Source organism: Kitasatospora sp. NPDC101447 (genome assembly GCF_044767225.1).
In the GTDB taxonomy this organism is placed as follows: domain Bacteria; phylum Actinomycetota; class Actinomycetes; order Streptomycetales; family Streptomycetaceae; genus Kitasatospora.
Genome location: NZ_JBIWNL010000008.1, coordinates 291,412 through 304,596 on the forward strand (window position 1 = coordinate 291,412; position 13,185 = coordinate 304,596).

The 13,185-nt window shown below is 71.9% G+C and carries 13 protein-coding genes; 3 read left to right on the forward strand and 10 right to left on the reverse strand.

The window, feature by feature from the left end:
* Positions 1–75: 75 nt before the first annotated feature.
* On the reverse strand, positions 76–582 hold the full coding sequence (locus ACIRST_RS15430) for a DUF664 domain-containing protein (RefSeq protein WP_402802717.1): 507 nt from the start codon (positions 580–582) through the stop codon (positions 76–78).
* 336 nt (positions 583–918) lie between these two features.
* Between ACIRST_RS15430 and ACIRST_RS15435 the strand changes: the two genes are divergently transcribed.
* Positions 919–1,602 carry a L,D-transpeptidase family protein gene (locus ACIRST_RS15435; RefSeq protein WP_402802718.1) on the forward strand — a complete coding sequence of 228 codons (684 nt, stop codon included), beginning with the start codon at positions 919–921 and terminating at the stop codon, positions 1,600–1,602.
* A 102-nt stretch (positions 1,603–1,704) separates the two neighbouring features.
* Here the strand turns inward: ACIRST_RS15435 and ACIRST_RS15440 are convergent, their stop codons facing one another.
* The 5 genes from ACIRST_RS15440 to ACIRST_RS15460 all read right to left on the reverse strand — a co-directional run bounded on the left by ACIRST_RS15440 (position 1,705) and on the right by ACIRST_RS15460 (position 6,296).
* Positions 1,705–2,181: a hypothetical protein gene (locus tag ACIRST_RS15440; protein ID WP_402802720.1), complete on the reverse strand. Its 477-nt coding sequence runs from the start codon at positions 2,179–2,181 to the stop codon at positions 1,705–1,707.
* A gap of 95 nt (positions 2,182–2,276) precedes the next feature.
* Entirely contained in the window at positions 2,277–3,461 is a 1,185-nt protein-coding gene (locus ACIRST_RS15445; RefSeq protein WP_402802722.1) for a toll/interleukin-1 receptor domain-containing protein, read from the reverse strand.
* A gap of 147 nt (positions 3,462–3,608) precedes the next feature.
* Positions 3,609–4,328: a TetR/AcrR family transcriptional regulator gene (locus tag ACIRST_RS15450; RefSeq protein ID WP_402802724.1), complete on the reverse strand. Its 720-nt coding sequence runs from the start codon at positions 4,326–4,328 to the stop codon at positions 3,609–3,611.
* A gap of 127 nt (positions 4,329–4,455) precedes the next feature.
* Positions 4,456–5,001: a hypothetical protein gene (locus ACIRST_RS15455; RefSeq protein ID WP_350520577.1), complete on the reverse strand. Its 546-nt coding sequence runs from the start codon at positions 4,999–5,001 to the stop codon at positions 4,456–4,458.
* Positions 4,995–6,296: a hypothetical protein gene (locus ACIRST_RS15460; RefSeq protein ID WP_402802726.1), complete on the reverse strand. Its 1,302-nt coding sequence runs from the start codon at positions 6,294–6,296 to the stop codon at positions 4,995–4,997. Before ACIRST_RS15460 ends, ACIRST_RS15455 begins: the two co-directional genes overlap by 7 nt.
* A 489-nt stretch (positions 6,297–6,785) precedes the next feature.
* On the opposite strand from ACIRST_RS15460, the gene ACIRST_RS15465 reads away from it, so the two are divergent.
* Entirely contained in the window at positions 6,786–8,351 is a 1,566-nt protein-coding gene (locus ACIRST_RS15465) for a hypothetical protein (RefSeq protein ID WP_402802727.1), read from the forward strand.
* Positions 8,352–8,484: 133 nt separating this feature from the next.
* On the opposite strand, the gene ACIRST_RS15470 is transcribed toward ACIRST_RS15465, so the two are convergent.
* Positions 8,485–9,294 (reverse strand): hypothetical protein, encoded by an 810-nt coding sequence (locus ACIRST_RS15470; RefSeq protein ID WP_402802728.1) that lies wholly within the window; start codon positions 9,292–9,294, stop codon positions 8,485–8,487.
* A 324-nt stretch (positions 9,295–9,618) separates the two neighbouring features.
* Positions 9,619–10,236: an RNA 2',3'-cyclic phosphodiesterase gene (gene thpR / locus ACIRST_RS15475; protein ID WP_402802729.1), complete on the reverse strand. Its 618-nt coding sequence runs from the start codon at positions 10,234–10,236 to the stop codon at positions 9,619–9,621.
* A gap of 157 nt (positions 10,237–10,393) precedes the next feature.
* On the opposite strand from thpR, the gene ACIRST_RS15480 reads away from it, so the two are divergent.
* Positions 10,394–11,194 carry a hypothetical protein gene (locus ACIRST_RS15480; RefSeq protein WP_402802731.1) on the forward strand — a complete coding sequence of 267 codons (801 nt, stop codon included), beginning with the start codon at positions 10,394–10,396 and terminating at the stop codon, positions 11,192–11,194.
* Positions 11,195–11,207: 13 nt separating this feature from the next.
* On the opposite strand, the gene ACIRST_RS15485 is transcribed toward ACIRST_RS15480, so the two are convergent.
* Entirely contained in the window at positions 11,208–12,269 is a 1,062-nt protein-coding gene (locus ACIRST_RS15485) for a hypothetical protein (RefSeq protein WP_402802732.1), read from the reverse strand.
* A 143-nt stretch (positions 12,270–12,412) separates the two neighbouring features.
* Positions 12,413–13,156 carry an LURP-one-related/scramblase family protein gene (locus ACIRST_RS15490; RefSeq protein WP_396545756.1) on the reverse strand — a complete coding sequence of 248 codons (744 nt, stop codon included), beginning with the start codon at positions 13,154–13,156 and terminating at the stop codon, positions 12,413–12,415.
* Between the last annotated feature and the right edge of the window lie 29 nt (positions 13,157–13,185).

The window sequence follows — 13,185 nt, forward strand, 5'->3', positions numbered from 1 at the left end:
CCGGCGAGGAGTGACCGTTTGGGCCGGGCCTGTCGGTGGTGGTGGTGTCGCGCTGGGGCCGTCGGCGCCGGGGGCTCAGTGCCGGGGCAGCAGGCCGCGGACGAAGGCCGCCTGGCCGACGTGCTGGAGGTCGTCGGAGATCACGCTGATCAGACGCACCCCCAGGGTGACCGGGGGCTGCCAGGCCTCGTCGACGATCCGGACGAGGGAGCGGTTGTCGAGGCCGCGCACGTAGTCGACGGTCCGTGCGTGGACGGCCTCGTGGTAGCCCAGGAGGAGGTCGGCGGTGGCGATGACCTTCGCGACCTGTGCGGGTCGGTGCCCGTAGCCGGTGGACGCCGCGGCGAACGGCAGCTCGAACCGGCCCGCCCAGCCGTCGGCGGTCCACACCTGTTCGCGGTCGGTCGCGTCGGCGAGGTGGTCGTCCTGCACCCGGGTGAGGTGCCAGACCAGCCAGGCGATCGAGTTGGCCGAGTCCTGCACCCGGAACGCCAGCTGCTCGGGGGTCAGGCCGTCGACCACGTCGGCGACCGTGTCACGGATCCTGTCGAACGCGTCCACGAGTAGATCGGCGCTGGTCACACCGGTCACTGTCGCCTCCTGGTCGAGTACGTCGTCCCACCGGCGGCGTGGCGGGCCACGCGCCGCCCCGACGATTGTGTCCCGCCCGTCGGGCCCCGGCCACCCGGGCCCGGCGGTGTCGGTGCTGGCGCGGGTGCCCCGGCGATCCGATCATGGCCCTGGCGTGGTCGGGACCACCCCGGGTGTGGACTGACGCCTTCGCCCACCAGGGGGTCCGCCGCCCCACCCCGCCGCCCCACCCCGCCGCCCCACCCGTGCCGTCCACACCAGAAGGGCCCCGCCATGGCCGTCTCCCGGACACTCCCCGCCGACCGCCGCCGTTCGGCACTCCGTCGCATGAGCGTGGCCCTCGCGCTCGGCGCCGCCGTCACCCTGACCGGTGCGGGCCCCGCCCCGGTCGGGGCACGGGCGGGCGACGGACCGTTCCCGGTGCCGGTGACGACCGGCCCGGCCGACCAGGTGATCACGGTCAAGGCGGACGGCACCCGCGCCACCGTGACCCTATGGGCCCGCCAGGACGGCCTCTGGCGGTCCCTCGACTCCACCGCCGACGCGCGCATCGGCTCCGGCGGCCTGCACGACGGCGCCACCCGCGTCCAGGGGACCGGCACCACACCGACCGGCACGTACACCCTCACCCAGGCCTTCGGCATCGCCCCGGACCCGGGCACGAGGATGCCCTACCACCACGTCACCCCGCACGACTGGTGGGTCCAGGACCCGTCCTCCGCCTACTACAACCGCATGCGCACCGACACCGAGGGCGGCTTCCACCTCACCGAACAGGGGCCTCTCGGCAGCGAACACCTCGTCAACTACCCCGTCCAGTACGACAACGCCCTGGTCATCGACTTCAACACCGCCCCGGTGGTGAAGGGCCGCGGTGCCGGCATCTTCCTCCACGACCTCGGCCCGCAGGCCGGCGCCACGGCCGGCTGCGTCGCCGTCCCCGCCGCCTTCATGGCCCGGACGATGCAGTGGATCGATCCCGCCGACCACCCCGTCATCGCGATCGGCTAGGCACCCCCGGGGCCGGTTCCCGGAGCGCCGCCGGTACCGCCCCTGCAGGGCCGTGCGCGTCGGCGGGGCCGTGTGCTGTGGCGGCGGGGCCGTGCGAGCCGGTCAGTGCTCTCGGCGGGTCATGTGCATGTGCCAGTTGCTGATCCAGGTCCGGCCGTCGTCCACGGAGAACGCCTGCTCCCAGTGGGCGGCGGTGGCGGTGATCCCGGACCAGATGAAGCGGACCTTCACCTTCCGGCCGTCGTACTCGTCGTCGCCGTGGAAGAGGCCGGTGCCGTCCGGACCGAACCGGCCGGTGACGGGCGGGAGGAGGACGCCGGTGCGCTTGTTCGCCCAGTACAGGGACCACGCGTCGGCGGCCGGGTCGTAGAGCCGCAGGGTCAGGCCCGCGAAGCCCTTGGTCGGGAAGTCGATCTCGTCGAAGCTGGCCCGCCCGTCGAAGTGGGCCGAGGCGCGGCTGAGGCCCGGGAACTCCTCCCAGCGGTCGTCGCCCTCGGCAGGGTCGAGGAAGTCCTTGCGCCAACGATTGACGACGTCGTAGGTGCCGGTGAAAAAGCCGAAGCCGGTGCTGTTGTCCATGCGCCGCAGGCTAGGGGCGCTCCACTGACATCTCCTGTCAGTGGAGTTCTACGGGTTTCCCGCGGGCGCGGAGCGTCCTCAGCCTCGGAGCGTCCTCACCCTTCCCGCAGGTCGCGGACCAGGCGGCTGACGGACTGGTGGAGGGCGAGGCCGTCGTCGCAGAAGTCCGGGATGTAGTACTCGCGGATGGTGCGGGCCACGTCGTAGCCGGCGTCGGCGTCGAAGAGTTCCCAGCGCAGCACCCGCTCGTGGGGAACGATGCGGATCGGGAAGAGCTTGCGGGTCCCGCTCTCGCGCTCGGCCCGTACGGCCCGGCCGATCTCGGTGGCCACCCAGTTGCTGGCCATGCTGGCCTCGGACAGCACGAGGATCATCCGACCGCGCCGCTGGATCTCCTCGGTGACCTGCTCCAGGATCGTGCGGCCGCCGCGGATGTCGTGCGGGGCGAACCAGGTGTCCACACCGTTGGCCTCCAGCTGGTCGCGCAGCTCGGTGGCGAAGGACTCGTCGGCCGCGCTGTAGCTGATGAAGACGCTGGGGCGGGCCGGCTCGCGGGCGCCGCGGGCGGTGTCGCGGTAGGCGCGCACGGTGTCCGGGTCGGCCCCGGCCCGGACGAAGAACCGTTCCAGCCCGGCGAGGTCGCGCGTCAGCTCCCGGGCCGCCCGGTCGTCGTGAAGTTGCTCGCGGGCCACGTCCAGGGCCCGGCTGTTGAGGATGAAGGAGGTGGAGATGGTGCGCTCGTCGATCCGGCAGAGCCCGTCGACGACCACCGGGTCCAGGGTGGTGGCGACGAGTTTGGCGTCGGAGAAGACGTTGAACCCGAAGTGGGCGTCGTCGAAACGGGCGCCGAGGAAGGTGACCTCGTCGAAGACGGCCTGGACGAAGAAGGCCTCGCGGTAGTTGCCGCCGAAGCTCCCGCCGCGGAAGGTGGCCTTGAAGAAGTCGGCGGTGCGGAAGGCCGCCTCTTCGAGGTCGCAGTGCAGGAACCGGGCCTCGATGAAGGAGGCCTGGATGGCGTTGATGCGGCGCAGGCGGCAGCCCCGGAACTCGCAGCGGTCGAAGGCACCCAGGGCGAGGATGCAGTCGTCGAACTCGCAGTCGACGAAGACGGCGTCGCTGAGGTTCTCCTGGCCGAGGCGCAGCCCGGTGAACGTCCGGCCGGTGAACTCGCGGGCTCCGGCGGCGTATTCGGCGAGCAGGGCTCGGGTGGCCTGCTCGCGGGCGCGGTCGGCAGCGTCGCGGTCGGTGTCGGCATCGCGGTCGGCGCCGGCGTCGGTCATGGGTGGCCCCCGAGGTTCCTGCGGACTGCGAGCCGGACAGCTTGAACATAGCACCGGGGCAAGGCAGTTCGGCACGGATCGGGTCGACCGGGAGCGGGCCCTCGACCGTTCCCGCGGAACCGGGCCCCGGGCGCGGGCGTCCGTCCGTCACGACGGCGGCCGGTAGTCCGCCCCCAGGCCCATCCGGTCCATCAGGTCCCGCATCAGCATCTCGAACATCGGCTCCTGGTCGACGATCAGCGGCGCGAAGTGCGCGAAGACCTCCAGCGCCACCTGGCCGTAGATCGAACGCCAGCAGGAGAGCATCACGACCAGCGCGCCGAGCGGCATGTCCACTCCGGTCGCCGCGCGGTACGCCGCCATCTGCTGCCGCAGCAGCGGCTCCAGTTCGTCGTCGGCCAGGACCGGATAGGGGCGGGCGTTCCAGAGCTGCACGAACACCGGGCCCCAGACATCGGAGAGCCGACGGACCCAGTCGCTGCTCATCTCCGTCTGCGCGTCCGCCGCCGCGGCCGTCGGCGTCCCGAACAGCAGGTTGAACTCCTGGCGGTGGGCCAGTGCCCAGTGGCGGAAAGCCCGGGTGGGGCCGATCAGCCGGGCCGCGAAGTCGGTCTCGGACTCCGCGTCGACCGCCGCCTGCAGATCGAGCGCGAGGTCGGCGACGATGTCACGGGCCGCGTGCCGGACGACGTCCGCCAGGTTCTCGAAGTGCCGGTAGAGCGCCGCCGGGGTGACGCTCACCCGTCGCGCGATCTCCGCGAGACTGAGGGCGTCCACCCCTCGCGTCGCAATGATGTCCCGGGCAACGGCCCTGACGTCCTCCGACATCTGGAGGCGGAGCCGGTCGCGTCGCGTCAGCGTGTTCATCTTCCCGCTCTTCCCAGGCCCAGACGATTGCACGTTCGAATGCGTCGTATGGTACCGACCCGGGATCGTGTCCACTTCAGCACGGTAGCGGACCCGGGCCCGGGCGCGCCGCCGCCCGGCCCCACCGTCAGGCCAGGTTCACCGCCACGGCACCGGCGGTGACGTAGAAGAGCAGGAACAGCACCGGGATCCACAGCTCCACCAGCGTGAGCGGGAGGTACTGTCGGATCGTCTTCCCGTCCCCGAGCTCCACCCACTCGGCATCGTAGGCGCGGGCCGGAAGCCGCTGCTCCAGTGCACCGATGACCCGGTACTTGGCCCGGTTGAGCTGCCGGTAGGAGGCGATGAGGAGGATCCAGGCCGCACACTGGCCCACTGCCACCAGCCCGGCCACCACCAGCCCCCAGGTCGGCAGCCCGTGCAGGACGTCGGCGCGGACGGTGCCGACCGCAGTCAGCAGGGCCGCGTTGACGGTCAGGAAGAAGGTGTTGGTCAGGCTCCGGCGGGCACTGATCCGGTCCGCCATCTCCACGTACAGTTTGTACTGCTCCAAGACGGCCGCCTGGTACTTCTCGCCCGCCGAAGCGTAGTCCTGCACGCCGACGCGGCTGTTCCACAGCCTCGCGTCCAGCGGGGTCGGGGCGACGGGCGGCGCCTGGCCGGGGATCACCACGCCGACGCCTCCGCCACCGTCCCGCTCTCCGGCGGCAGTTCGCTCTCCACCTCGCGGACCCGGATGTCGGTCCGGCCCGGCTTGGTGCGCGAGGGGCCGACCTCCTCGACGTCGACCACGACCCGACGCCCCTCCGTCACCCGGCCCGCCTCCAGGTCCTCGCGCAGCGACGGCGACATCCGCCGCGCGTGCAGCAGGGCCAGTGTCGGCAGCTCGGGGTGATCGTCCAACGTCACCAGAACGAAGGACTCGTTGACGACGGTGACGGTGGCGCCCTGTCGCTCGCCCGGCCTGGGATAGTCGTCCAGCGACGGGGTCGGTCCCGGAACGGCAGCGGTCGCGGGCTGGTTCGCGGCACCGATCTCGATCCGCTGGCGCACCCGGTCGACCCACCGGATCACCACCGGCACCTCGTCGTTCTCCTTCAGCCCGACCGCTTCGTGCTGTCGCAGCCGGGAGCGGCCGCCGCCGGGCAACTCGACCCAGACGCCCGCGTTGTTCACCAGGTGGACCCGCGCGGTGAACACGGAACCGCGCTGGTAGGTCCGCTCCCAGGTGTCCCAGGGGTCCTCGCCCTCCTGCTGGGTGAAGACCAGCACGTTGTCCCGGTACACGAAGAAGCCGGGGATGTCCCGGCCGACGTGGTAGCGCTGCGACATCTGGTCCGGAATGGTCTCGTGGTAGCCGACGTCCCGCTTGTGCATCTCGGCGATCCGTCGCGGGTTGCGGACGTCGCGGACCCTGATGTGGTCCTCGCCGACCTCCTCGACCTTGGCCCTGGCGCGCTGGCGGTCCTCCGGCATGTACGGCCGCAGGTCCATCTCCGGCTCACGGCGCTGCCGGCGCAGGGCTTCGATCTCCGACTGCAGGCTGGTGCGCAGCTCGAACAGGCCCCGCACGCTCCACTCGTACCACACCACCCGGAACTGCCCCAGTGCGTTGCTGGGGACCAGGGCACCCTTGTGCGCGATCACCACCAACCGCTTGCGCAGGCACAGCGCCCAGGCCAGCTCCATGGCCACGGACGTCGACGGAACGGACAGGTCGGCCACCACGATCCCGGCCCGGTCGATCCCGGACCAGGCGACGTCCATCGCACTCTCGGTGGTCCCGGCGACCTTGTCGGCGCGCTCGGCGCGGAGGTCCCAGTTCCTGATCCAGTCCTCGAAGTGTCCTTCGTACAGGTCGTCGAAGTTCTCCGTGTTGCCGTTGGGCAACTCCTTGTCCCCGTACGGCATCGCGAAGAAGACCATGTCCTCCTCGACAGACCCATGACGTCTCAGGTCCAGCGTCAACGTCCCCTCCTCTTCGGTTTCCTGACGATGAATTACAAAGTAATGGGTATTTACACCCGGCGGCACGGGTCGCGCAATGCGGACGACGGGAGTCCGCTGCACACCGCCCAGCTGCGCGCGGGGGCGCGTGCGCGGGGGCGCGTACGCGGTGGACGAAACCGGGGGACGAAACCGGGGGGCGAGCGCTCCCGGAGTGCGCGGATCCGCCCCTGGCGCCTCGTCAACCTCCCGAACTTGGGCTGTACATGCCGATTGGTGTACGTTCTGGCCAGGCAAGATCCACTGGTTCCGTCCCGGGGGCCCGAAGCCTGGTCGACGGCGGATCTCGACCTTCTTCAGCCCGGCCCCCTCCACCTCCTCCGGCAGTCGGCCGGGGTTGTCGCGTCCGGGTGGAGCTTGCCGACGCCGCCCAGGGCATGCGCCCAAGATCCGCGCATGCCGGCGGTCCTCCCTGTCCGCCTGACACCGAAGGTGATCCTCCGTTTGTCCATGCGCACCCGCACTCTGCCCGTACTCACCGCATCCGCCGTGCTGCTGCTCAGCGCGTGCGACCACACGACACCGGCAGCCCCGCCCGCCGACCCCGCCGCGGCGGCGGCCCCGGCCCTGCTCGCCCCGACCGACGCGGCGGCGCCGCTCTCCCCGTCACCCGCCGATGACCCGAAGGTCACGCTGGTGACCCCGGCCGCCGACCGTGCGTCGGCGGGCCCGTCGGTCGCCCCGGCCACACCCGTCCCGAAGTCGGAACCGAAGTCGGCACCGAAGTCGGCGCCGACGAGCGTCTCGCCACAGAACGGGCCCGCCCCTTCGCCCGCGAGTCCGTCCCCGGCCGGCACGCCGGTCGTGGCCGGTACGGCCGGCGCACCCGTCGTGGCCGGTACGGCCGGCGCGGACGGTGCGCCCGGCCTCAAGCTCGACTCGTACGACAAGGGCACCGGCAAGGCCGTGCTCGCCGTCGCCGACACCGGCAGGAACGCCCCGAGCCCGACCGCCAGTGCCGCCGCCACAGCCGCCGTCCGGGTCGGCCAGGTCATCGACAGCCCGCCGTCGGCCGCCGCGCCGCAGGGTGCGCTGCTGGCGATCACCGAGGTCAAGTCCGTCGGCGCCGGGAAGGTGGCGGTCAGCACCCGCCCGGCCACCATCTCCGAACTCCTCGGCGACACCTGGGCCAACGTCAAGAGCGCCCTCGACCCGCGCAAGATCCAGATCACCCCGCGGGTCAAGGACCTCAAGGCCTCCTACGTCCCGAAGGCCGACGGCGGCCAGGGCTCGGCGTCAGCAGCACTTCAACTGAACGCGAGCGACAGCATCGCGCTGCCCGGTGGGGCCAAGGCCGCCCTGACCGGCTCGATCGAACTCGACCCCAGCGTCGAGTTCTCCTACCAGGGCTCCCGGGGCATCCTCCGCCCCGAGCAGGCCAGGATCGGCTTCGACCTCGGCGCGCACGCGGACTGGCACCTCACGGCGAGCCTCACCGGCTCCACCGGCCCGGTCAGGATGCCGATCGCCACACTCACCGCCGCCCCCACCGTGATGGTCGGCCCGGTCCCGGTCGTGATCACCCTCAATGTCACGGTGTACGCCGCGATCAGCGCCGACGGCAGTGTCACCGTCGACACCACCCAGAGCATCGACGGCGCGTGGGCCGTCCACTCCGACTACACCAGGGCGGGTGGCTGGACCAGCACCACGGAGCCCGTCAGCACCAAGGTCACCCCGGTCAAGGCCACGTTCTCCGGCCGTGCCGACGTCCGCGCCGGCCTGGTCGCCGAGGGCTCGGTCGCCCTCTACGACACGGTGGGCGTGAAGGCCAGCGTCGAACCGTACCTGCGGGCGTCGGTGGACGGTTCGGTCACCGTCGACAGCAGTGGCGCCAAGCCGGTCGTCGAGGGCACGGCCGGCCTCTACGGCGGGCTCGACGTGAACGGAGCCTTGATGGCACGCATCGCCGTCTTCGGCACCCCGCTGCTGGAGAAGGACCTGCCGTTCAAGATCTACCACAACGAATGGCCCATCGCTGCCGGTTCGTACCGCAGCGGCAACCCGATGGGCTGACGTTCGGTCATAGCGCTGGCCCTGGGCGGGGATTGGTCCCCGCCCAGGGTCCGGGCGGAGCGGTCAGGGCGGAGCGGTCAGGGCGGAGCGAGGCCCTTCCGTCGTGGCCCACGGTGCTCACAATGGTGCTCCGTCAGGCCGGGACGTTCTTGATGACGGCATCGGTCAACGGCGAGAGCTGCTGCACCAGTTTGTCGAAGTCCGCGGTCCGGCCGTCGGACCACTGGGCCGAGCCGACGAGCAAGCCGTGCCCGTAGGACGCGAAGTCCTGCACGAAGCCGCTGTCGGCCGGCAGCCGGGGCAGGCCCGAGTCCTTGGGCGGGATGTGGACGCCGACTTCGCGGGCCTCGGGGTGGGCGCCCAGCTGGGTGACCAGGTGCAGGCTGTCGAGCGGGTCCTTCATGGTGAACAGCGCCAGGTTGTACTGGTTGCCCTCGGCGTCCCTGTACAGCACCAGGTTGACGCCGAGACAGCCGTGGCCCTGGGTGATCCACCCGGCGAGGGTCGGCGCCACGGTGTTCGCGCCGGTGCAGGTGGGGTGCGCCACGGCCGCGACCAGCGTGTACCCCTGCACCTGCGCCGGGAAGACGGTCAGCGGGATGGCCGAGGCCGGAGCGTCGGCCGCCGCCGAGGCCGCCGCCAAGGGGGTGACGGTCGGCGGCGGCGTCGCCGACGGTGCCGAGGGCGCGGACGACACCGGGGCGGGCGCAGGCGCGGGTGCGGCCGCGGCCGGCGCCGGGTCCGACGGCCGGAGCAGGTACGCCGCGGTGCCTGCGGCTGCCAGCAGGACGGCGGCCACCGGAAGCAGCAGCCGACGCCGCGAGCGTCGACGCTCCGGCTGCGGGGCCCGTTCGGCGGCGCTCGGCTCCCGCGCGGCCTTGTTCTTCTCGAAGTCCTTGACGAACTCGTCCCACAGATCGTCACCGGATTCACGCATGCTCACAGCTTCCACACCTTAGTGATCATCACCACCGCTGGAAAGGTGAGCCCCTGTGCCGGGGATCACTCGGGGGACCGACGGCCGGAGTGCCGAACGGAGCGGTCGTGGAAGAGGGGACGGACGGCCGGCCCACGATAGGAGTCGGTGCCGGCCGTCCTGTGCCTTCCCGGCCCCGGGCCCTTCAACAAGCCCATATGAGGAAGGCGCTGCACGCCATGCTAGACGAGGGGACCGACACGCTCCCGTTGCCGACGGTCCGAGGGCGGTCCGACGGCGGTCCGACGGCGGTCCGGCCGAGTGCGGCGAGGGCGGCGAGGGCGCCCGGGGCTACGGCTCGCCGGGGGCGCCGTCGTCCCCGGGGCGGACTGCGGTGCCGAACCGCCACGACTCGATGTCGCGGTAGTGGATCGGCCCCGGCCCGCGGCCGATGTTGCTGCCGACCAGGTGGAGGCGCTCGCTGAGCCACGGTCGGCCCACGAAGTCGGTGAGCCCGGCGGCGACCTCGGGCACGCTGGTGGGATCGTCGCGGCGGGCCCGTGCGAGCGTCAGATGGGGCCGCAGCGGTCGCCCGCCGAACTCGATCCCGCAGGACCGGACCAGCTCCCGGACGTCGGCGGCGAGCAGGTGCAGTCCCTCCAGGTCCCCGCCGATGCCGCTCCACAGCAGTCGGTCGTCGAACTGGCCGCCCCCGCGCAGGCTCAGCTGCAGGGCAGGGTGCGAGGCGGCCCGGCCCGCCAGTACCGAACGCAGCAACGGCACTGCGGTGGACGGGAGTTCGCCGAGGAAGGCCAGGGTGATGTGCCAGTCCTCGATCCGGTTCCACCGCAGCCGCGGGTACCTCTCGTACGCGGGCTGCAGGACGCGGGCCAACTCGTCCTTGGCGTCGTCGGGCGGAGCCAGCGCCACGAAGACGCGCAGGGTCGAGGGCTCGGGGTGATCGTCCACCAGGGATTTCTAGCACCCCGTACGCAGCCCGGTGCAGGCGGATCCGTGAGGAACCGCTCCGACCGGGGTTCCGTGAACGGACCGGACCGGACCGGGCTCGACGACGCAGCGACCGGCGCCGGGCGACGGGCGGCCGGCTGCTGGTTGACTGTCCGACGTGACCGAACTGATCGACATACCGGACGCCGAGGACGGCTGGGAGCCCGCGTCATCGACCCGGCCGGACCGACGCAATCCGGCGTGGCAGTCCTCGATGTTCCAGAACGCCACCTGGCCGTTGAATGCGCTGGCCTTGCTCTGGGTGGACCTGGACGCGGTGGCCCGGCGGCTCAGGCTGACCCTCGAAACCTCGTGGGACGGGCACGGGCAGCTGCGGGCGGCGTTCTTCGTGCTGGACGGAACGGACTTCGTCGTCACCCACCACGAGGGCGATGCGCCCGGAACGCACGTCTGGACCAGGAAGGGCGGGCCGACAGGTTCGGCCGAGCGCGTGGCCCGTCTCCTCGCGGCGCTCGGGGTGGGACCGGAGGCGGTCTCGTACTCCACCTGGGGCGCAGGCACCGACCTCTCCCGGCTGCCGGACGCCTGGTGGCGGGGCCGGACGAAGCCGGTGTCCTCGCGACAGGAGTTCTGGGACAGTTTCAAGAAGCGTCCGGGCATGTACGTCGGCCGCGTCTCCTTCGGGACGGTGACCGCGTTCCTCACCGGCTACGACTTCGCCGCCGGAGGAGTCCTGTTGGACGGGTTCCGGGACTGGCTCGCCGGCCGGCTGGGATCGGGGTGGAACGTGGTCTACCCGGCCCTGGTCGTGGACGTGGCCTTTCCCGACGGCCGCCCGGCGGAGCCGTGGTCGGAGGAGGAGGACCAGCACGCCGTGCGTGAACTCTTCCGCCTGCTCGACGAGTTCTTCGAGCACCTCGCCGGAACCCCGCTCGCCGGCCCCGGGCCGGCCGGGTGACCGCGTGGTCGCGTCAGGGCTTCGCCCGGGCGATCGCCTGGATGGTGATCTCGCGCATCCGGTCGAAGGCCTGCTGCGGATCGTCGTAGGAGCGCCAGGGGCCGGCCACCTCGGGGCCCATCAGCCGGAACAGCTCCAGCGCCTGCGCCACCCGGAGGTTCATGGTCAGCGACCAGGCTGCCCAGCCGCGGGCGGACTGGAGCTGCGGGTGCGCCGGGTCGGCCTGCGCCAGGTCGGCCAGCAGGGCGTCCACGGCCGCGGTGAACTCCGGGGTCCGGTAGGCGGCCGCCCCCGTCTTGTCGCGGGTGATCTGTTCGAAGCACGCCCGCACCTTCAGCACGGTGAGCAGGCTGCCGGCCGGTGCGTCGGCGAGCGCGGTGTCGACGAAGGCGTGCATCAGCTCGTCGCTGCCGTGCCACTTGGCGCACCAGTACTGCAGCGCTCCCTCGTGCGCCCGCAGGTGGTGCGGGTCACGGGCCACCACCTCGGCCCAGAGCGCGCGGAAGTCCTCGTGCGACCAGCCCAGCCCCATGGCGACGGCGATCTGCGCCACCCAGGGGTTGGGGTCCCCGGCCGGCGCCAGCTCGACGGCCTCCAGCGCGACCTGCTCGGCCTCGCGCAGGACCCGGTGGAACCCGCGCGCCTGCTCCTGCGACACCTCGGAGGCGTACAGGTCGGAGCGGATCTCCCAGGCGAGCTGCACCAGCGCGTCGGTCTGCACCAGGACGGCCGTCGCGTTGCGCGGCTCCTCCTCGCGCCACGCCCGCAGCCAGTGGTCCTCCTTCGCCGCCGCCGCGCTCAGCGGCGCCATCCGCATCCAGCGCCGGTACGCGTCGCCGTCACCGTCGGCCTCGGCCAGGTACGCGGCCACCGGGCGCCAGTCACCGGCCCCGGCCGCGTCGAGCACGGCCGCCAACTCGGCGGACGGCTGATCGCCGTACAGCACCAGCTGGTCGCGGGGGACGAGGCTGCGCCGCAGCTCGGCCTCCCGGCGGGTCCGCCGGGCCCGGGAGATCCGCGAGGTGACGACCTTGCCCGCGACGAGCGCGAGCACGGCGAGGAGCACGTAGAGCATGAACTGCTTTCCTGGCGTGGGGGGTGAGGGGAGCTCGGGCGAGGCCGGAGGGCCCCACCCCCGGGAAACGGCCTGGTCGGGGGGTGGGGTTCCGGACGACGTGCGGGCTGCAGCCGTACGCGGTGCAGCCGTGCGGGTTGCGGCTAGCCGAGGCCGCGGGCGTCCTGCTTCAACGCGGTGTCGACGGTCAGCGCGGTCGCCACGACGAGGCTGAGCAGCGGGTCGGCGAGCGGGCGGTGGATCTGGAGCACGTAGTTGTCGGCCGTGGTGAACATCGTCTTCGCCAGGCCCTCCCACGTCTTGGTGATCCGGGCGATCTCGGTGTCCGTCTCGTCGACGATGGAGAAGTTCCAGGCCCGCCAGTTCTCCGCCTTGATGGCGCCGACCTTCCGGCCGCCGACCTCCAGCGCGAAGTTGATCTTCCCGATGACGTTCTGCTGGATGATCTGGCCGACCTCCTGGCCGTCCGGACGCTGCACGATCACCCGCGACTTGATGAGCTTCGCCGGGCGGGTGAGCAGCAGCACCGGGGTGCCCTGCGCGTCACGGATCTCCAGCTTGTGGGTCAGGTACTGGTCGAGGGAGGTGAGCAGCCGTATCAGCTTGCGCAGACCGCTCTGACCGACCTGGACCACCGAGCCCAGCGTGCCGCCGTTCTGGTCGAGGACCGCGTACTCGTTGGTCAGCTCGATCAGCTTGGCCTTCTGGTTCACCACCAGGACCGGCTCGGAGAAGAGGGTGCCGCCGCCACCGTGGACCGGTCCGACGCCGGCCTGCTGCTGCACCTGACGCTGGATCCGGGCGGAGTCGCCGGCCGGAGCGCCCGGCTGCCCGGGGAAGCCGGGAGTGTTCGTGTTCTGGGACATGGCGGGCAGGCTAGGGCCAATCCTCGGTTGGTAGCCAGATCGTTTCGGAC

Bases quoted from the DNA above. Each gene is read 5' to 3' on its own strand.
- ACIRST_RS15435 (WP_402802718.1), top strand. From the start codon at position 919: ATGAGCGTGGCCCTCGCGCTCGGCGCCGCCGTCACCCTGACCGGTGCG.
- ACIRST_RS15440 (WP_402802720.1), bottom strand. From the start codon at position 2,181: ATGGACAACAGCACCGGCTTCGGCTTTTTCACCGGCACCTACGACGTC.
- ACIRST_RS15445 (WP_402802722.1), bottom strand. From the start codon at position 3,461: ATGACCGACGCCGGCGCCGACCGCGATGCCGACACCGACCGCGACGCT.
- ACIRST_RS15450 (WP_402802724.1), bottom strand. From the start codon at position 4,328: ATGAACACGCTGACGCGACGCGACCGGCTCCGCCTCCAGATGTCGGAG.
- ACIRST_RS15465 (WP_402802727.1), top strand. From the start codon at position 6,786: ATGCGCACCCGCACTCTGCCCGTACTCACCGCATCCGCCGTGCTGCTG.
- ACIRST_RS15485 (WP_402802732.1), bottom strand. From the start codon at position 12,269: ATGCTCTACGTGCTCCTCGCCGTGCTCGCGCTCGTCGCGGGCAAGGTC.